Source organism: Limosilactobacillus mucosae, from assembly GCF_046939755.1.
Classification (GTDB): Bacteria; Bacillota; Bacilli; order Lactobacillales; family Lactobacillaceae; genus Limosilactobacillus; species Limosilactobacillus mucosae_A.
This window is the reverse complement of sequence record NZ_JBKZAY010000017.1, coordinates 33,787-51,320: the sequence shown is the minus strand read 5'-3', so window position 1 is coordinate 51,320 and position 17,534 is coordinate 33,787. Positions and strand designations below refer to the sequence as shown.

Genomic DNA, 17,534 nt, shown 5'->3' with positions numbered 1-17,534 from the left:
GGACGCATCCCTGTCACGGATGAGATCACGAGTTCGAGTCTCGTACGGACCGTATGATTAAACATGTTGCTATATTGGCAACATGTTTTTTTGTTAATTGTAATTATCGCAAATGCGAATCTCTGGATAAAACAAAAGTGCAATGCATTGAACTGCATTGCACTTTTTCTATTTAGCCGGACGATAATCCTCATAGTAGTAAACGCTACGCGGACTGTGATCCATGTATCCGGCGATTGGTGCAAAGTCGGCACTGTTGGTCCAGTCATCAATGGCTGCCGCATTTGTCCAAGTTGTTATCAAAATAGTTGCGTTGGTTTGATCAGGACGTGAGAACATATAGCCAGTCGTCATCTTAGAATGATCGGCACTATCAAGGGCCATTTTAGCCTGTTTGCGTAACAGGTTCTTATCTTCAGTACCGAGCTCAAATGATTCAAAATGAAGAATTCCTTTGAATTTATCGTTTCCGACACTGTATAAAGTCTCTAAGGTAATTGGACTGTTAAAGATGGTTGGCTTACCTGATAGGTCAAATAAAGCCAGCTTACTATTGTCGCCAGTTGCCTGCAACAGCCGGAAGTCGCGATCTGGGTGTTTTTTAACGATTTCAAGCAGAACTGGCATTGAGCCAAAAGTAAAACTAATTTGTGATAGCATGATTGTCTCCTCCTTATCTTAATTGTCTTAATTATACCGCTCATTAACATTAATTGGGAATAACGAGTTGGAAAGCGCAACTAATTAATCAAAGATGCCCATTATATCAATAAATGTGTAGTTCACGATGGCAGTTTGATAATTACCGGCGAGCAAATCAGACGTTATTTTTAATTTTACTTACAAAAAGTCAAGAAAATTACTGACAGTGGTTCAAAACCATTCTAAAATAGGTTATAATTATTTATGGAGTGATCAAGGTTAAACATGTTTTTGATTTAAAGGAGGCCCAACAAATGGTTACACTATATACGTCTCCAAGTTGCACATCTTGCCGTAAGGCGCGGGCCTGGTTGAAGGAGCATGGCATTCCTTTCACCGAGCGCAATATTTTTTCTGAACCTCTGAGTATGGATGAGGTAAAAAATATTTTACGAATGACGGAAAACGGCACAGAAGACATCATTTCAAAACGTTCTAAAGCTTATCAAAGTTTAAACATTAATCTAGATGAAATGTCAATGACTGAGCTTTATGATTTAATTCGTAAAAATCCAGGCCTGTTAAGACGACCAATCATTATGGATGATAAAAGATTGCAGATTGGATATAATGAAGATGAGATTCGTCGGTTTCTGCCACGCGAAGTTAGAGCATTGGAACTGGCTGAAGCGCGTCGAAAAGCAAACTTAAACTAAAGGGGTGGCGATTTTTCGTCGCCTTTATTTTTTATCGAACTGTTATTGGAAAAAGAATGCTATAATGAAAACTAGACGTTTGATATCGTTCGGCTTTTTAAATTTAAATCGAAGCTGGAGCAACCGTATGAAAAATTAGCGAATCAAAGGGGGCGCGATGCATATGGAAATGAAACGCATTAACGAAAATACGATTCGCGTGCTGCTCAATAATGAGGATCTAAATGAGCGTGGTATTACCGTACTTGATTTGCTGAATCATAATCAACAGATTGAAGACTTTTTTTACAGTATTTTAGAAGAAGTCGATGCTGATCATCAATTTCAGGATAATGATCTGGTTACATTCCAAGTTCGTCCCCAACAAGATGGTTTAGAGCTTTACATTACCAAAACGGATCCTGCCAGCCTAAAAAAGGGCACGCCCGCTGGTCAGCCGCCATTGGATCAAGACCAGATTACCAATTTGATAAAAAAAGAGCTGGTTGGCAGAGATCGTCAAGAACCGCAACCCAATCGCAATCAAGAGAACAGTGTGTCCGCAGGTGATGAGCCAGAAGCTGCCATTGATAATCCAGCTATTGAAAAAAACGTTTGTGTCTTAAGGATTGATGATTTTGAAGATCTGGTAGCTTTGGCCAAATCAGCACGTGACAACATTAATGCGGTATCTGATCTTTATCGTTACCAGAACAATGACTACCTGCTCTTGACGTTTATTGATGATGGCTCGCTGTCATTGAGTCAGTTAAAGGATCAGCTGGCTTTGGCATATGAGTATGGTCAAAAAACCAATCTGACGCCGGATGTCATTTTAGAACACGGCAAGCCATTGATGAAACAGGCTGCCTTAGAACTGGTGCGAACGTATTTTGATTAAGTCAACCACCATCGACTAAAACTGAAAAACTGGGTCATTGAAATAACAATGACCCAGTTTTTTTAATAACAATTACAGTTTTTTGGCATATAGCAAAGTGGAGGTGTAATTATGCAGACCGCTTTGTGGAATGGTCAACTAGTCTGGGCCCAAAATGAAGCTAAAAAAGCGCAGCGAATGTATCGGTGTCCGGACTGTGGTCAAAAAGTTCATTTATGTCAAGGAACTGGTCATCGTCCATACTTTGCCCATTATGCCAAAAGTAGATGTGATGCCAACGAAACCACCATTCATAAACTGGGCAAGCAGCAGATTGGCAGATGGCTGAATCAGCAAGGCTGGCCGAGCTATTCTGAGGTTTATTTGCCGACAATCAAGCAGCGACCAGACATATTGACCAAGATTAATGATCAGTGGGCAGCTATTGAGTTTCAGTGCAGTCCGCTTGGCTTGACGCGGCTAGTTGAGCGCAATCAGGGATACGAACAGCTGGGAATTGCCTATCGCTGGTTTTTGGGACCAACCTATGCGCATCGGCTGCAACCGAGAAAAGCAGCACAGTTTTTACAATGGCATCATCAACAGCTGATCTTGCCGTTTTGGAATTTAAAACAGCAGCAGCCTGACTATCAAAAAAGACGGCTTCTTGGCCCGAAATTGGGAAAAAGTCGTCAAGACGTCTGGCAGATTTTAATTTGGCAAACTCAACAGCTGCAGCGACAGATTCGCATGGCAACGCCGCGACTTTGTGAATTAGCTAATCAGACCTATCTAATGGGCCACGGGGCAATCAGTACCTGTCCCTTGGTTGCTCATGACACGCATTTTCAATGGAGCTTAATGACTGAGACACCATTGGAGTGGCGTATATCGGTTATTTTAAGGCTTGAGCAGTGTCCAGCTCATCAATGTTGGAATTGGCCAGCCTGGTATGACTTTTTAAATCAAACTGCCAACTGGCTTCCTTTGCCATGTCTGAGTACTCCTCAAGTCGAGCAGGTTCATCATCGAATCTTGGCTTGCTATACCCAAGAGCTGAATCTGGCTGGAGTGATCTGCTATCAGCAGCAAGTCGTTGAATTGATCCAGCCACCGCGATGGTTCAGCAGCTATGAACGCAAGCTGGCCTACCTGGAAAAACTGGCAGCCAGCTAAAGAATCCGCAGCGTTGATTGATGATGTTTATCATTAAAGCTTTGGGCAAATTCTTCGGGAGTCTGCTGCAGGCAAAACTGATGATTACGGTATGATTCGATCAGCGACTCATAGTCAAAGTTATTGATCATATATCCATAGACAGGCTGTTCAGAATCAAAAACGACTGCCGTGGCGGTTTGGGTAACGCCCATTTCATCAGCCATGTATTGATCTTTTTTGAATGCCTTGATTGCCAGTTCTGATTTACGATCTTCCCAGAACATATCCAAATCGAGCTGCGCCTGTTGAGCAATTTTTTTAACAAGGGCTTCTGAATAATCGGCACCTTCATTGATCAGTGCTGATTGCAGCCGCAACAGATAGTGGCGACCACGCTTGCGTCCTTGAAACAGTGCTGCTTTATAATCCAAGATAATCTGGTAAAGCGTAGTCGAAGTCTGTTGCCGAACACTGAGATCATGATCGTTGAGATGATAAAGCTTCATGGTCTGCTGAATCGTTTCCATGTTAAACAGCGGAATAAATTGATAATTGACTTTGGTGCGCAACTGCTGGTCAATGCGCAAAACATCCTGTTCGCAGCGAAAACAGCGCATGCCTAATGGATTAACAAAAAGGTGAATTTCGAGCACAGCCGCTCCTCCTGTTCGTTGCAGAATAATCGGTTATTGAACAATGCTATTTTTACAAAGAATGGGCACGATGTAAAGCAATCTGTTTTGGATGAATTTGCATAAAATAATTTGAATCAATCATTTAGCGGATCAGTTACGACATCTATAAAAATCCTGGACTTGATTTCCAATTGAACCAGGCAGTCTTTAGTTAAGTCATTACGAAACTATGATAAAATAAACAGAGATTGTCAAGGAAGTGGGATTGCAATGATTGAAGATTGGCAGCATTTTTTATTACCTTATCAACAAGCAGTTAATGAACTAAAAGTCAAGCTGCGAGGGATGCGCAAACAATTCCAAGATCAAGACCAACATTCACCGATTGAATTTGTTACTGGTCGTGTTAAGCCGGTTGACAGCATTAAAGAAAAAATGGTTCGACGGCATGTCTTAGAAGAACGCTTGGAGCAAGATATGCAAGATATTGCTGGTTTGCGAATCATGTGTCAGTTTGTCGAAGATATCTATCAAGTCGTTGACCTGCTGCGTCAGCGCAATGACATGACGATTTTAGAAGAGCGCGACTATGTGACCAACGTTAAGCCAAGCGGTTATCGATCATATCATATTGTGATCGAATATCCCGTTCAGCTGGTTACCGGCGAAAAAAAGGTTTTAGCCGAGATCCAGGTGCGAACGCTGGCGATGAATTTCTGGGCAACGATTGAGCATTCATTAAACTATAAATATCAAGGCGCATTTCCTAAAGAACTTTCTGATCGTCTGCAGCGGGCGGCAGAGGCTGCTTTTAAGCTGGATGAAGAGATGTCTGAGATCAGAGAAGAAATTCAAGAAGCTCAGACGCTGTTTGGCCGTAAACAAGCACCCGATGAACTGCTGAACTCATCGCTGGAAGATAAAAAAGGAGCGGATTAATCAATGCGGGTAGCCATTTTTAACTATGAATCGCCGGAGTCATTGCGAGTACGCAAACTGCTGCTGAATCGTCTGGAAGAGGAAACGGCAATTACCTATGATGAGCAGCAGCCAGATGTCGTTATCACAATTGGCGGCGATGGCACGCTGATTTCGGCATTTCATCACTATGAGGATCGCTTGTCGACGATTCGGTTTGTTGGTATTCATACTGGACACCTGGGCTTTTATACCGATTGGCGTAATTTTGAAGTTGAGGACCTGGTCGAAAGTCTGCAAAACGACAGTGGCCAATCCGTCAGCTATCCATTATTGGAAATGAGTGCTACTTATGATGATGGAGAGATTGAACGACGCGTGGCGCTGAATGAATCAACGCTGCGCAATATCGTCAAGACAATGGTTTGTGACGTATACATCAATAATCAGCTGTTTGAACGTTTTCGTGGCGATGGGCTGGTCATTTCAACACCGACTGGGTCAACGGCCTATAATAAATCGGTTGGCGGCGCGATTTTGGATCCGCGCATTATCGGCTTCCAACTGGGTGAAATGGCCTCGTTAAACAACCGGGTTTTTCGAACGCTGGGCTCGCCGGTCGTTTTTGGCTCAGATACCAAACTGACGCTGCGACTGCCTGATGATTCTGGGACGGTGCTCAGCTGCGATCGCGATCAGATAATGATGGATTCGCAGTCGCATCGGTTGGTCGATGTGTCCTATCGCGTATCCGACAAGGTGATTCGTTTCGCTAAGTACCGGCATACCAACTTCTGGGATCGGGTTAAGGATTCATTTATTGGAGGCATTCAATAATGGAATTTTCCTGGGTCTATACCGGAGAAAAAACGATCAAGCTGCGTTCTGCACTCAAACAGCGTGGCGTTACCAGTTCATTGATCAAAGTGGCAATCTTTCATGGTGGTCAGATGACGATCAATCATGAGGTAAAATGGGCCGTCGATTTGGTTGAGCCGGGTGACCGTTTTGCCATTGAGCTGCCGCCAGAAGTACCTAATGATCATGTTCCGGTCTGCTCTAAACCATTTGACATCATCTATGAGGATCGGGACTTTTTGGTGATCAACAAAGCTGCTGGCGTGGCGACAGTACCTGCTCATAATGTTGCTGAACAGGATAGTCTGGTCAATCGCGTTAAATACTATTATCAAAAACAAGGCTATGAAAATCAGGTAACTCATGTCGCCACGCGCTTGGATAAAGATACCAGCGGTCTAGTGATCTTTCCTAAGCACCGTTTTGCTCATGCTGTCTTGGATAATCAGCTCAAGCGGCATTTGGTAAAAAAAGAATATATTGCCCTGGTCAGTGGTCAGGTGGCAACCAGGCATGGCTATATCGATGCACCGATCCAGCGTGATCCAGAATCGTTTGTTCAGCGTCAAGTCGGTCCGGATGGTAAGGCGGCCGTTACCGAGTATTGGCTTAAGCATGCTGGTTTAAATGCTTCAATCGTCAAAATTAGGCTGCATACCGGGCGTACGCACCAGATTCGCGTTCATTTCAGCTATCTTGGTCACCCGCTGTTGGGCGATGCCATGTATGGCGGGCCAGACATAATGGCACGGCAGGCGCTGCACTGCAAGTGGCTGAGTTTCTACAGTCCGTTTTTAAACCGGCAGATTGAGCTAAAAGCACCGATCCCAAGCGACATGACTCCGATAATTGAAAAAATGACGCAATAAAAAACGGGATGTTGATCAAGCACCCCGTTTATTTATTGAATTATCAGCGCCTATTTTGGCCAGCGCTTGACACAGACTGGTTCTGGACAGGCCACGTCTTTTTGCAGCAGCGTCAGCAGTCCGGATTGAGCATCGCGTTTGTAAAGCGTCAGGTTATCACTGTTTTGATTTGAACCTACCAGATAGGCATCATCATGGCTCAGTTCAAAGTCGCGCGGGAAATCGCCTTCCGTACTGATTGATTGAACATGGGCAACCGTAAAGTCTGGCTGCACGGCGAAAACTGCAATCGTATTTTCACCACGGTTGGAAGTATAGACAAACCGGCCATCAGCAGAAATATGAATGGCTGCGGCCCCGTTATGAGCGGTCCAGTCAGCCGGAATAGTCTTGATGGTCTGCAGATGGGTCAAAGAAGCGTCTGCAGCGTTGTAGCGCATTACGGCCAGCTTGCTGCTTAATTCGCCAAGCACATAGACGATCTTGCCATTTGGATGGAAGACCAGGTGACGTGTACCAAAACCCGGTTCGAACTGGTAGCGGGATGCAGCCGTGAGCTTGCCTTCATCGGATACGTCATAGACAACGACCAGATCCATTCCCAGGTCGCAGACGATGAGGCGCTTGTCTGGTGTTAAATCGATATAGTGAACGTGTGGTGCATCCTGTTCTGGTTGGGGGCCGGTTGCACCTTGATGAACGACAGAATCAGTTTGGGTCAGCTTGCCATCAGCGGCAATCTTGAAAACCTTGAGTTCGCCGGTATGGTAATTGGCAGAAAACAACAAGTGACGCTGGTCATCGACGCCAATGTAGGCAGGGGTAGGCCCCTTTTCCAATTTGGCATCGATCAGTTCAGCCTTGTCGCCGGACAGATCGTATGACGCTACGCCGCCACGCTCACCATCTTGTTTCAAGGCATACAGCCGCTTTTGTTCACCGTACTGCAGATAGGCTGGCTTACCAGAAGCAGCTACCAGGCGAACGTTGGTCAATTCTTCTTTTTCCGTGTCTAAGGTTACACCGTAAATACCACGGCTGGATTTACTGGTGTAGGTTCCAATTAAAAAGTCTTCAGTCAAAACGAAGCCCTCCTTTAAAAATGTACACCTATATAATAGCAGAAACTATTCGCTTAGAATTGAGAAATTATGAGCAAATCGAAAGGATCATCAATGAAAAAAATAGTAATTAAGAAACAATGGGTCGCTGAGCATCGGCAGCTGTTTTGCTGTTCAGTCTGTCAGGCACCGATCAAGGGCGTTTTTGAAAACAGTCTGATCTGTGAACAGGGGCATGCCATTGATTTTAACAAGCATGGCTATCTTTATTTTTTGAATAACGGCAATGGTACCGACTATGATCGGACGATGTTTGAAGCCAGACGCCGCATGCTGAGCGCGGGACTGTTTCTGCCAATGCTTAAGCAGATCAATGCAGCAATGCCAGACCAGCCGCAGACGATTTTAGACGTTGGCACGGGTGAAGGAACGCCGCTTTTTCAATTAGAGACTTTGCGGAATCAAAAAGATGCTGCCATTGGTTTTGATATTTCAAAGGCCGGCGTTCAATTAGCCACTCAACTGCCAGGCAAACTGTTCTTTTGCGTAGCGGATCTGCGCCGGCTACCGTTTGCTGATGAGTCGTTTGATCAGGTGATGGAGCTTTTTTCACCATCTGATTATCAAGAATTTGATCGGGTCCTCAAGCCAGGGGGGCAGCTTTTAAAAATCATTCCCAATGCTAACTATCTAATTGAGTTGCGTCATCTTTTATACGATCAGAGCGATCAGCATGCAGCCTATGACAATACACCAGTAGTTGAGCGCTTTATGCAGCATTACCAACAGGCCAGGATCGTGCCGCTTCGATATCAGTTTGAGATTCCACTGGGGTTGGCTAAAGATTTGGTAGAGATGTCGCCGCTGCATTGGGGACGAAATGCGAAACAGCTTAGTGAAAGCGATTTATCATCATTAAAACAAGTTACCGTTGACGTCAGCTTGTTAATCGGTAAAAAATTTTGATTAATTAATTGTTTTTTTTAAGCGATGGTAGTATATTATTTTATAGAAATCGTTTGACTGAGGACATCGATTTTATCGTTGGCATTGGTCAAAGAGTACTTCATTAAAGCAGCGTTTCGCCGTGCCCACACCGAGACCCTGCTTTTTTTATTTGCCTTTTTTAGGAGAGAGAAGACTGATTATGACTAATCATATTGTGCTGTTTGAACCCTTGTTTCCAGCTAATACCGGCAATATTGCCAGAACCTGCGCCGGAACCGACACTGTGTTGCATTTGATTAAGCCCCTTGGTTTTTCGACGGATGACAAGCATATGAAGCGTGCTGGTTTGGATTACTGGGACAAGGTTAAGGTTGTCTATCATGAGGATCTGCTTGATTTTATGGCAACGGTGCCTAACCTTGATCAGCTGTATCTGGTTTCAAAGTTTGCCGAACGCGACTATACTGAAGTTGACTACTGCTTGCCTGGCGACCACTACTTTTTGTTTGGCAAGGAAACGACTGGTTTGCCGGAACCGTTTATGCGGCGCTATCCGCAAAATTGCATTCGGATTCCGCAAGACGATAACAATATTCGCGCGCTTAACCTTTCCAACAGCGCGGCGATTGTTATTTATGAAGCGCTTCGTCAACAAGGATTTCCTAAATTAGCCCGTGTACATCGCTATTCGGACGATAAGCTGAAATAATCGGTAAGATAAAGGAGGAATTGCATGGCCCGCAAAAAAACGACGACCCGACGCCGTTCCAATAAAACCGCAGCCAAACGGCGATCAAGAAAAACAGCGCGTGACGAGCGAGCTATTCGCAGCTTAAGCGGTCTGGCCATCATTCTTTTAACGCTGACCGGTCTGTTTAAACTGGGAATCTTAGGTACCGGCGTGCAGGACATTTTTAAGGTTTTGGTTGGTCAAAGCTATCCATTGTTAATGGCAATCGTAATCCTGTACAGTCTGGGACTGACGATCTATGCTCAATGGCCGCGCTTTAGAAAACGCTGGGTCTGGGGGATGCTGATTTTTTATCTGGGATGCTTGTTGATACTGCATGCACGGATGTTTGATCAGTTAGGCCGCCACAGCGATTTTTGGAATCAGACCTGGAGCAGCGTAAGCGAGGCGGTCTTAAATGATGATTCCAGTATGCCGATTGGGGGCGGAATGCTGGGGGCGGCGCTATATTCTGGCAGCGGCTATCTGCTTGGCAGTACTGGAACCAAGGCAGCGGCTGTCCTGCTGATGATTATCGGCGTTGTGATCTTTTTTGATCTGCCAGTGCAAAAGCTGCGGTTGACAATTGCCCAAATGCTAAAGCAGCTTAAAGAACGTTTCCATCAATTAGAGGCTGATCGGCGGGCTCGTCAAGAGGAACACCGAAAACGTCAGCCAAAAGAGCCAATGGCAGTGCCGAGTGCTGAAAAAAATCTGCCAACGCCGCATGCTGAGCGGAAACGTGAGCATCAATCACGAGAATTGCCAGAATTTGAGATCGGTCAATCAGCGTCTGAGAAAACAGCCGCGCCTGATCGTCAAAACAGCGAACCCCGGATTACTGTAGCCAGTGAGAACGAGCGACCAGCATTCTTGAGTGCCAAGGATCAGGCTGATGTTGAGCTGTCCTTGAATCGCGTTGAAGCTAAAGAGGATCAGGACTATCAATTCCCGCCGCTGGATCTTTTGACCAAAGTGAAGCCGACTGATCAAAGCGCTGATCTTGATTCCATTAAGTCTAATACGCAAAAACTGCAGGATACGTTAAAATCGTTTGGCGTCGATGCCACAGTTGAAAACGTCAACCTTGGACCTTCTGTGACTAAATATGAGCTGCGTCCAGCAGTCGGGGTCAAGGTCAGTCGGATTACGAACTTGGCTGATGATCTGGCCTTGGCGTTGGCTGCCAAAGACATTCGGATTGAAGCACCGATTCCCGGCAAGTCATTGATCGGGATTGAAGTGCCCAATCAACAGATTGCCACGGTAGGCTTTCGCGATATGATCGAGGCTGCTCCCCATGATGATCGACCGCTTGATGTGCCGCTTGGTCGTACGGTTACTGGTCAGGTAATGACGGCTGATCTGACCAAGATGCCGCACTTGTTGATTGCTGGGGCAACTGGGAGCGGTAAGTCGGTTGCCATTAACGTGATCATTACCAGTATCCTGTTAAAGGCTAAGCCCAGTCAGGTCAAGATGCTGATGATCGATCCCAAGAAAGTAGAGCTAAGCGTGTATAACGGGATTCCGCATCTGCTCAGCCCAGTGGTTTCCGAGCCGAAAAAGGCAGCTCGAGCATTAGGCAAGGTAGTTGGTGAAATGGAACGGCGCTATGAACTGTTTGCTGCTTTAGGCGTGCGCAATCTGGATGGCTATAATCGAATGGTTGAAAAAGAAAATCAAAGTCATGTCGATCCTAACGAACAGCAGCCGACAATGCCGTTGATTTTGGTAATCGTTGATGAATTGGCTGATTTGATGATGACCGTTTCTAAAGACGTTGAGGATGCCATCGTACGAATCGCTCAAATGGGACGGGCAGCTGGAATTCACATGATTTTAGCAACCCAGCGGCCCAGCGTTGATGTCATTACTGGTTTGATCAAGGCCAACGTTCCTTCGCGAATTGCCTTTGCAGTCTCCAGTGGGGTCGACTCGCGTACGATTATTGATACCAATGGAGCTGAAAAACTGCTTGGTCGAGGCGATATGCTGTTTGAGCCAATTGACCAAAACAAGCCGATTCGAATTCAAGGAGCGTTTATTTCCGATCATGACGTTGAAGCAGTCGTTGATTTTATCAAAAATGAGCGGCCAGCTGAGTATGATGATCAGATGATGGTTAGCGATGCCGAGATTCAGCAAGAAGAACAAAAAGAAGACGAAGATGAGCTGTTTGGCGAGGCTCTGCAGTTTGTAGCCCAAGAGCAAAAAGCTTCAACCTCATTGATTCAGCGTCGCTTTCGTATTGGCTATAATCGGGCGGCGCGGATTATTGATGACATGGAGCAGCGCGGCTATATTGGCCCAGCCAACGGTTCCAAGCCGCGTGAAGTCTATAAGAAGCCAGATGTGCCGGCGCAATAATAAGCTGCTTGAAATTTGACCTAGAATAAAAAAGAGGTTTTAGCTGTTTGGCCAAAACCTCTTTATATTTATACCGATCAGCTAGAAGCCAAGTGAAGCAACGGCTCCTAAAATCAGAGAGCCCAGCATTGCGATCAGCATCAGCCAAACGGCCACCATAGTAATTTTTTGGAATCGGGTTTTTTTCTTGCGTTGCATCGGTAACTAATCCCGCCTTTCAATTTATCCTTATCAGTTTACACATCTTAGCACTCAAATTCAAATCTGTTGTTAATCTGTGATAGAATGAAATTTAACTAAATTTAGCGGAGGCAGTTTGAATGGTAAGACAACTGATCATGGAGTTCGTCATCTTGATTGGATATGGCACGCTGGAATGGATAACGATTAAGCTGTTTAAACTGCCAAAGCGGCGGAATACCTGGCTTTGGGCCACACTGCTGATGATCTTGAGCTTTTGGAATCTGGGGTTTTATTGGTACTGCTATGTTTTGATTGTTTGGATGCTGCTGAGTATCGGCTTGATCTTTTTACAACTGACAGTGGCGCACCAATTCATCTATCGGCAGTATTGGCCGGCTTTTTGGCGTGTAACGCTGGTCGTTTCAGTCGTGGCTTTTCTGGTTTCTTTAACCGGATCGTATCTGCCGGTCGTTTAGAATAAATATAATGTTGACAGCTTTAAAGCCGTTGTCTCGCTTCAAGAGACAGCGGCTTTTTTAGGTTGTACAAAATTATTAAAATCCATGGTGAGAAGTGGGGGATTGTGGTAGACTGTATCTGTAACATTGGTCCAAAAGGGGGGATTAGTATGTTCATGGGTGAATATGAACATACGATTGACGATAAGGGTCGTCTGATCATCCCCGCCAAATTTCGTTCGCAACTGGGAGACGGATTCGTCGTTACTCGTGGTCTGGATGGCTGTTTGACCGGTTATCCGCTGAGTGTCTGGCATGAATTGGAAACAAAATTAAAGTCGTTATTAATGACAAAACGCAATGCACGAGCTTTCGTGCGTTTTTTGTATGCTGCCGCGACCGAATGCCAGTTCGATAAGCAAGGACGGATCAATTTGCCAATAGCACTGCGACAGCATGCTGCTTTAGATAAACAGTGCACGATCGTTGGAGTATCAGAGCATTTGGAAATCTGGAATACAGAACGCTGGCAGCGGTATATGGACAATACAGCTGCTGATTTTGATCAGATTGCCGAGGATCTTGACTTCGATCTGTAACTTGTCAGAAAGGAGGTATATTAATGACTGAGTTCAACCACGTTACGGTGCTGCTCAATGAAGCGGTGGCCGGTTTAAACGTTAAGCCGGCTGGTATTTACGTTGATGCAACGCTTGGTGGTGGCGGTCACAGTGAGGCAATCTTAAAACAGCTCACGACAGGACATCTGTATTCGTTTGATCAGGATCAGACTGCGATTGACTATAATCAAGAGCATCTTAAGCCATACTTAACGGCCGGTCGGGAAACCTTTATCAAGGATAATTTCCGCCACTTAAAGCAGGCTTTGAATGCTCAAGGCGTAACTAGCATTGATGGAATCGTTTATGATCTTGGCGTTTCTTCGCCACAGTTTGATGATGCCAAGCGCGGTTTTAGCTATCAGCATGATGCTTTGTTGGATATGCGCATGGATCAGAGCCAATCGCTTTCAGCTATGGAAGTTGTCAATGAATGGCCATATGAACGGCTGGTCAAGATTCTGCACCGCTATGGCGAAGAAAAGTTTGCCAAGCAGATTGCACGGGCAATTGAACGTCAGCGCAAGCAGGCTCCAATCAAGACCACGCTTGAACTGGCTGATGTCGTTAAAAATGCAATTCCAGCGGCAGCTCGGCGGCACGGCGGACATCCGGCTAAAAAAAGTTTTCAAGCGATTCGCATTGCAGTCAATGATGAGCTGGGCGCCTTAGAGGACTCATTGGAGCAGGCGTTTGAGATGCTTAACGTTGGCGGCCGTATCAGTGTGATTACCTTTCAGTCACTGGAAGATCGATTGGTCAAGACGATGTTTAAAGAACAGGCATCATTGCCGGAATTACCGCCAGGATTGCCAGTGGTTCCACCGGACATGGAACCTAGTTTTAAATTGGTAAACAAAAAGCCAATCCTGCCAAGTGATATGGAACTGCGTGACAACCATCGTTCACACAGTGCCAAACTGCGGATTATTGAAAAAACTAAGTAGAAATCAGTAAGGAACGTGTTTTATATGGCCTCAAATGCGGCAAGAGAATTAAATCAACCAACGCCTCAATTGACGCCGCGCCCTAATCAGCCGACGCCACAAGTAAAGTCTCATCAGCATCGCTTGCCTTTTTCGCCGTTTGAAAAGATTTTGATGATCTTTGGCGCTCTCGTTGCATTTTCGATGATGATCATGGTCGTAACCACGCAGCTGTCAGTCGTCAAGCAACAGCACCGTCTGCAGAATCTGCAAACGCAGGTAGCTAAAGTTAAACAGCAAAATGTCAGCGATCAGCAGGAAGTTACTACGCTGACCAGCCAGGCACGATTGGAACAGATCGCGCAAAAATATGGCCTCACGGATGCAAATTCAAGCGTAAGGAACGTTAATAAGTAATGAAAAACCAACAACAACGAACGATTGGAAAGAATCAAAAAAATCGCAAAATGTTCGGTATCGCATTATTCCTAACATTTTTCTGTATTTTTGTTCTGTTTGTCGTTCGTTTTTTTGTCATTGCAACCACTAAGGATGTCCAAAATCGAAATTTACAGACAATGGCCAGTCGAATGTACACTTCGAAACGAATTATTGAGGCCAAAAGAGGAACAATCTATGACGCGCAAGGCAATGCACTGGCTCAGGATACCAAAACCTATACCGTAACCGCGGTTTTGAGCCATCAAAGCTTGACTGCCAAAGGAAAGCCCAATTACGTAACCAATAAAAAAAAGGCAGCAAAAGTCTTGGCTAAGTATCTGGATATCACGGAAAAAAAGGCCTTGTCGATCATGTCGCCAAAGCGCAAAAATGTCTATCAAGTCGAATTTGGCGCGGCTGGCAGCAATATCTCCGTCAGCACGATGAAAAAGATCAAAGCTCAGCACGTTACGGGACTGCAGTTTGATGCAACACCAGCGCGTCAATATCCAGCTGGTGACTTTGCCAGTCAGCTGATTGGTCTGGCAACTGCCAAGACCAATGCTAAGACCGGTCAGACCAAGCTGGTTGGGCGACTGGGACTGGAAAGCTATTTCAATAAGAACTTGACTGGTATCAACGGCCTAAAAGAAATCAAGCAGGACGTCTATGGATATCAGCTGGCTGACAGTCAGGTAAAGGGACGCCCTGCCAAAGATGGTGCCGATGTCTATACGACGTTGGACAATCGGACGCAGCAGCAGCTTGAAACCTTAATTGCCAAAGCTGAAAAAGAAACACAGGCCAGTTCGATGACTGCCGTGGTTATGGAGGCCAAGACCGGTAAGATTCTGGCAGCAACGCAGCGGCCCAATGTCAACTCATCAACTCCGGTCTGGCGCAATGCTTTGGTACAGGATACCTATGAGCCGGGATCAACGATGAAGGTTTTGGCATTAGCAGCGGCGATTGATTCTGGCAACTTTAACCCCGAGGCCGTGTACAAGTCGGGAACCTGGGAGCTTGGCGGCGGTAAGATTACTGACTGGAATACGGCCGGCTGGGGCAATATTACATATAAGGAAGGATTTTATCGTTCCAGTAACGTTGCCTTTGCCCACATTGAGCAGGATATGGGATCAGCTACCTGGAAAAAGTACATCCAAAAGTTCGGTCTGTTAAAAAATGTCGGCGTTTACGGCATGAGTGGCGAATCCAAAGGCTATACAGGCTATAAGGGGGCGTTGGAACAGGCCAATACTGCATTTGGTCAAGGAATTACCGTCAACGTGATGCAGATGATGCAGGCATTTTCAGCCATTGCCAATAATGGTACGATGGTCAAGCCCTACTTCATTAAAAAAGTCGTAGCTAGCGATGGAAAGACGATTGAAAAAACCAAACCGCAAACGGTAGGTCATCCAGTCAGCAAGGCAACGACCAAAAAGGTGCTCCATTATATGCAGGGCGTCATCTATAACAAGAATGGGACCGGTCAAGTATATAAGATCAGCGGGTATCGCATTGCCGGCAAGACTGGGACGGCCCAGATCGGCAGTTCGCATGGTTATGAAACCGGGAGTACCAACTATCTGTATTCCTTTGTTGGGATGGCACCAGCTAAAAATCCAAAATACATCGTCTACATTACGATGAAGCAGCCGCAGCATATTACCAAAGCCGCCGAGCAGTACATGGCTGAAGTAGTCAATCCGGTTACCAAGCAGCTTTTGGAGCGAGCGGCGGCTAAGGATTCTAAGCATCAAGGCGTCGTCAAGCTGCCAAACGTTGTCGGATTGAGTGCGGCTGATGCGCAAAAGAAGCTGCAGAACAAGAAACTGAACGTGGTTGTTTTAGGCAATGGCAAAAAAGTTAAAAAGCAGTCGGCCGCTAAAGGCAGCAGCGTGATTATCAATGAGCGCGTCTTTCTGCTGACGGGCGGGCAGGTTACGATGCCGGATATCTCTGGCTGGTCGCAGGCCGATGTCAGTCGTTTCGCTCAGCTGATGGGGCTCAAATTAAAATCGACTGGTGGTGGCTATGCCATTTCACAAAGTATTAAGGCCAACACGATCCTTAAAGAGGGAGCCGCCTTGCAGGTTCGCTACAAGGCAAAATAAAACCATATGAGAATTGATTCTAGGAGGATATTATGAGTATATTAGTTGTCATTTTGACGCTGCTCAGCTCGTTTTTAATTACTTTTTTGCTGATGCCGTCTTTGATTCGCTATTTCCGGGCCAAAAAGGAAGGACAGCAGATTCGTGAGGAAGGTCCGACCTGGCATGCAAAAAAAGCTGGGACCCCGACAATGGGTGGACTTTTGTTTATCATTGCTGCTTTGGTAACCTGCTTGTGGATTGCGGCTTGGCAAGGATTATTGACCAATACGATGTGGGCCCTGCTGTTTGTTTTGGTGGTCTATGGATTGATTGGTATGTGGGATGACTCGATCAAAATCTTTAATCATCAAAATGAGGGCTTTAAGCCGTGGCAAAAAGCGCTTTGCCAAATTGTTGCTGCCATGATCTTTACAGTTATCTATCAGCATGAAGGGTTTCAAATGGGATTTGGCAGCTCACAGATCGGCTGGTTTTATGGCCTGTTTATTATTTTCTGGATGGTTGGCTTCTCCAATGCCGTAAATCTGACGGATGGACTGGATGGTCTGGTAACTGGCTGCGGCATCGTATCCTTTTTAGCTTACCTGTTCTTGGCAATTATGCAGCGTCAATATGAGGTTGCTCTGTTCTGTCTGGCAATGGTGGGGGCTTTGACCGGCTTTTTCCCTTATAATCACAAACCCGCTAAAATTTTCATGGGTGATATGGGTTCCCTGGCAATTGGGGGATCATTGGCTGCAGTTGCGCTGCTTCTTCATCATGAATGGTCGCTTTTGTTTATCGGAATCGTCTATGTTGCTGAGACCTTGAGTGTAATTCTGCAGGTAGCAGCCTTTAAGACGACTGGTCATCGAATCTTTCCGATGACGCCGATTCACCACAGTTTTGAAATGAAGGGCTGGAGTGAATGGAAGATCGATATCGTCTTTTGGAGCGTTACGCTGTTGTTCTCGATTCTGACGATTGGTACGATCATGCTGTTTGAATAGCCAGCTGGTTTTAACGATAATTTTAAATAT

Annotated in this window: 19 protein-coding genes; 15 read left to right on the top strand and 4 right to left on the bottom strand. The window is 45.5% G+C overall.

Annotated features, from left to right (window positions below):
• Positions 1-168: 168 nt before the first annotated feature.
• The gene (locus tag ACLUWI_RS06940; protein ID WP_412146719.1) at positions 169-660 is read right to left on the bottom strand and encodes a hypothetical protein; all 492 of its coding nucleotides are present in this window, start codon (positions 658-660) and stop codon (positions 169-171) included.
• A 296-nt stretch (positions 661-956) separates the two neighbouring features.
• Between ACLUWI_RS06940 and spxA the strand changes: the two genes are divergently transcribed.
• The 3 genes from spxA to ACLUWI_RS06925 all read left to right on the top strand — a co-directional run bounded on the left by spxA (position 957) and on the right by ACLUWI_RS06925 (position 3,393).
• On the top strand, positions 957-1,358 hold the full coding sequence (spxA, locus tag ACLUWI_RS06935; RefSeq protein WP_033934933.1) for a transcriptional regulator SpxA: 402 nt from the start codon (positions 957-959) through the stop codon (positions 1,356-1,358).
• Positions 1,359-1,521: 163 nt separating this feature from the next.
• Complete coding sequence (locus ACLUWI_RS06930; protein ID WP_412146718.1) at positions 1,522-2,238, top strand: adaptor protein MecA; 717 nt, start codon at positions 1,522-1,524, stop codon at positions 2,236-2,238.
• Between the two features lie 111 nt (positions 2,239-2,349).
• Positions 2,350-3,393 (top strand): competence protein CoiA, encoded by a 1,044-nt coding sequence (locus ACLUWI_RS06925; RefSeq protein WP_412146717.1) that lies wholly within the window; start codon positions 2,350-2,352, stop codon positions 3,391-3,393.
• On the opposite strand, the gene ACLUWI_RS06920 is transcribed toward ACLUWI_RS06925, so the two are convergent.
• Positions 3,390-4,028 (bottom strand): DsbA family protein, encoded by a 639-nt coding sequence (locus ACLUWI_RS06920; protein WP_412146716.1) that lies wholly within the window; start codon positions 4,026-4,028, stop codon positions 3,390-3,392. The two genes, ACLUWI_RS06925 and ACLUWI_RS06920, sit on opposite strands and share 4 nt — an antisense overlap.
• Before the next feature lie 252 nt (positions 4,029-4,280).
• On the opposite strand from ACLUWI_RS06920, the gene ACLUWI_RS06915 reads away from it, so the two are divergent.
• The 3 genes from ACLUWI_RS06915 to ACLUWI_RS06905 are packed head-to-tail and all read left to right on the top strand — an operon-like array spanning position 4,281 to position 6,655.
• A complete protein-coding gene (locus tag ACLUWI_RS06915) occupies positions 4,281-4,949 on the top strand; it encodes a GTP pyrophosphokinase family protein (protein ID WP_006499686.1) in 669 nt (222 codons plus the stop codon).
• Positions 4,950-4,952: 3 nt separating this feature from the next.
• Positions 4,953-5,765 (top strand): NAD kinase, encoded by an 813-nt coding sequence (locus ACLUWI_RS06910; protein WP_034539851.1) that lies wholly within the window; start codon positions 4,953-4,955, stop codon positions 5,763-5,765.
• The gene (locus ACLUWI_RS06905; RefSeq protein ID WP_412146715.1) at positions 5,765-6,655 is read left to right on the top strand and encodes an RluA family pseudouridine synthase; all 891 of its coding nucleotides are present in this window, start codon (positions 5,765-5,767) and stop codon (positions 6,653-6,655) included. Before ACLUWI_RS06910 ends, ACLUWI_RS06905 begins: the two co-directional genes overlap by 1 nt.
• A 50-nt stretch (positions 6,656-6,705) precedes the next feature.
• Here the strand turns inward: ACLUWI_RS06905 and ACLUWI_RS06900 are convergent, their stop codons facing one another.
• Positions 6,706-7,737 carry a lactonase family protein gene (locus ACLUWI_RS06900; protein ID WP_412146714.1) on the bottom strand — a complete coding sequence of 344 codons (1,032 nt, stop codon included), beginning with the start codon at positions 7,735-7,737 and terminating at the stop codon, positions 6,706-6,708.
• A 93-nt stretch (positions 7,738-7,830) separates the two neighbouring features.
• On the opposite strand from ACLUWI_RS06900, the gene ACLUWI_RS06895 reads away from it, so the two are divergent.
• From ACLUWI_RS06895 to ACLUWI_RS06885, 3 genes are all read left to right on the top strand, one after another.
• A complete protein-coding gene (locus ACLUWI_RS06895) occupies positions 7,831-8,682 on the top strand; it encodes a methyltransferase domain-containing protein (protein WP_412146713.1) in 852 nt (283 codons plus the stop codon).
• A 181-nt stretch (positions 8,683-8,863) separates the two neighbouring features.
• The gene (locus tag ACLUWI_RS06890; protein WP_412146712.1) at positions 8,864-9,373 is read left to right on the top strand and encodes a tRNA (cytidine(34)-2'-O)-methyltransferase; all 510 of its coding nucleotides are present in this window, start codon (positions 8,864-8,866) and stop codon (positions 9,371-9,373) included.
• 24 nt (positions 9,374-9,397) lie between these two features.
• On the top strand, positions 9,398-11,764 hold the full coding sequence (locus ACLUWI_RS06885; RefSeq protein ID WP_412146711.1) for a DNA translocase FtsK: 2,367 nt from the start codon (positions 9,398-9,400) through the stop codon (positions 11,762-11,764).
• 81 nt (positions 11,765-11,845) lie between these two features.
• Here the strand turns inward: ACLUWI_RS06885 and ACLUWI_RS06880 are convergent, their stop codons facing one another.
• A complete protein-coding gene (locus tag ACLUWI_RS06880; protein WP_006499693.1) occupies positions 11,846-11,962 on the bottom strand; it encodes a DUF4044 domain-containing protein in 117 nt (38 codons plus the stop codon).
• Between the two features lie 122 nt (positions 11,963-12,084).
• On the opposite strand from ACLUWI_RS06880, the gene ACLUWI_RS06875 reads away from it, so the two are divergent.
• The 6 genes from ACLUWI_RS06875 to mraY all read left to right on the top strand — a co-directional run bounded on the left by ACLUWI_RS06875 (position 12,085) and on the right by mraY (position 17,504).
• The gene (locus ACLUWI_RS06875; RefSeq protein ID WP_412146710.1) at positions 12,085-12,423 is read left to right on the top strand and encodes a hypothetical protein; all 339 of its coding nucleotides are present in this window, start codon (positions 12,085-12,087) and stop codon (positions 12,421-12,423) included.
• Positions 12,424-12,575: 152 nt separating this feature from the next.
• Positions 12,576-13,004, top strand: coding sequence for a division/cell wall cluster transcriptional repressor MraZ (gene mraZ / locus ACLUWI_RS06870; protein WP_412146709.1), 429 nt, complete (start codon positions 12,576-12,578; stop codon positions 13,002-13,004).
• Positions 13,005-13,027: 23 nt separating this feature from the next.
• Complete coding sequence (rsmH, locus tag ACLUWI_RS06865; protein ID WP_412146708.1) at positions 13,028-13,972, top strand: 16S rRNA (cytosine(1402)-N(4))-methyltransferase RsmH; 945 nt, start codon at positions 13,028-13,030, stop codon at positions 13,970-13,972.
• A gap of 24 nt (positions 13,973-13,996) precedes the next feature.
• Positions 13,997-14,368, top strand: coding sequence for a cell division protein FtsL (gene ftsL / locus ACLUWI_RS06860; protein ID WP_412146707.1), 372 nt, complete (start codon positions 13,997-13,999; stop codon positions 14,366-14,368).
• The gene (locus ACLUWI_RS06855; RefSeq protein WP_412146706.1) at positions 14,368-16,512 is read left to right on the top strand and encodes a penicillin-binding transpeptidase domain-containing protein; all 2,145 of its coding nucleotides are present in this window, start codon (positions 14,368-14,370) and stop codon (positions 16,510-16,512) included. The genes ftsL and ACLUWI_RS06855 overlap by 1 nt, the downstream gene beginning before the upstream one ends.
• Before the next feature lie 32 nt (positions 16,513-16,544).
• Positions 16,545-17,504 (top strand): phospho-N-acetylmuramoyl-pentapeptide-transferase, encoded by a 960-nt coding sequence (gene mraY / locus ACLUWI_RS06850; RefSeq protein WP_412146705.1) that lies wholly within the window; start codon positions 16,545-16,547, stop codon positions 17,502-17,504.
• The last annotated feature ends 30 nt before the right edge of the window (positions 17,505-17,534 follow it).

What these genes read in the sequence shown, in the direction of transcription:
- ACLUWI_RS06940 (WP_412146719.1), bottom strand. Translation starts at nt 660, where the DNA reads ATGCTATCACAAATTAGTTTTACTTTTGGCTCAATGCCAGTTCTGCTT.
- spxA (WP_033934933.1), top strand. Translation starts at nt 957, where the DNA reads ATGGTTACACTATATACGTCTCCAAGTTGCACATCTTGCCGTAAGGCG.
- ACLUWI_RS06930 (WP_412146718.1), top strand. Translation starts at nt 1,522, where the DNA reads ATGGAAATGAAACGCATTAACGAAAATACGATTCGCGTGCTGCTCAAT.
- ACLUWI_RS06925 (WP_412146717.1), top strand. Translation starts at nt 2,350, where the DNA reads ATGCAGACCGCTTTGTGGAATGGTCAACTAGTCTGGGCCCAAAATGAA.
- ACLUWI_RS06915 (WP_006499686.1), top strand. Translation starts at nt 4,281, where the DNA reads ATGATTGAAGATTGGCAGCATTTTTTATTACCTTATCAACAAGCAGTT.
- ACLUWI_RS06910 (WP_034539851.1), top strand. Translation starts at nt 4,953, where the DNA reads ATGCGGGTAGCCATTTTTAACTATGAATCGCCGGAGTCATTGCGAGTA.
- ACLUWI_RS06905 (WP_412146715.1), top strand. Translation starts at nt 5,765, where the DNA reads ATGGAATTTTCCTGGGTCTATACCGGAGAAAAAACGATCAAGCTGCGT.
- ACLUWI_RS06895 (WP_412146713.1), top strand. Translation starts at nt 7,831, where the DNA reads ATGAAAAAAATAGTAATTAAGAAACAATGGGTCGCTGAGCATCGGCAG.
- ACLUWI_RS06890 (WP_412146712.1), top strand. Translation starts at nt 8,864, where the DNA reads ATGACTAATCATATTGTGCTGTTTGAACCCTTGTTTCCAGCTAATACC.
- ACLUWI_RS06885 (WP_412146711.1), top strand. Translation starts at nt 9,398, where the DNA reads ATGGCCCGCAAAAAAACGACGACCCGACGCCGTTCCAATAAAACCGCA.
- ACLUWI_RS06880 (WP_006499693.1), bottom strand. Translation starts at nt 11,962, where the DNA reads ATGCAACGCAAGAAAAAAACCCGATTCCAAAAAATTACTATGGTGGCC.
- ACLUWI_RS06875 (WP_412146710.1), top strand. Translation starts at nt 12,085, where the DNA reads ATGGTAAGACAACTGATCATGGAGTTCGTCATCTTGATTGGATATGGC.
- mraZ (WP_412146709.1), top strand. Translation starts at nt 12,576, where the DNA reads ATGTTCATGGGTGAATATGAACATACGATTGACGATAAGGGTCGTCTG.
- rsmH (WP_412146708.1), top strand. Translation starts at nt 13,028, where the DNA reads ATGACTGAGTTCAACCACGTTACGGTGCTGCTCAATGAAGCGGTGGCC.
- ftsL (WP_412146707.1), top strand. Translation starts at nt 13,997, where the DNA reads ATGGCCTCAAATGCGGCAAGAGAATTAAATCAACCAACGCCTCAATTG.
- ACLUWI_RS06855 (WP_412146706.1), top strand. Translation starts at nt 14,368, where the DNA reads ATGAAAAACCAACAACAACGAACGATTGGAAAGAATCAAAAAAATCGC.
- mraY (WP_412146705.1), top strand. Translation starts at nt 16,545, where the DNA reads ATGAGTATATTAGTTGTCATTTTGACGCTGCTCAGCTCGTTTTTAATT.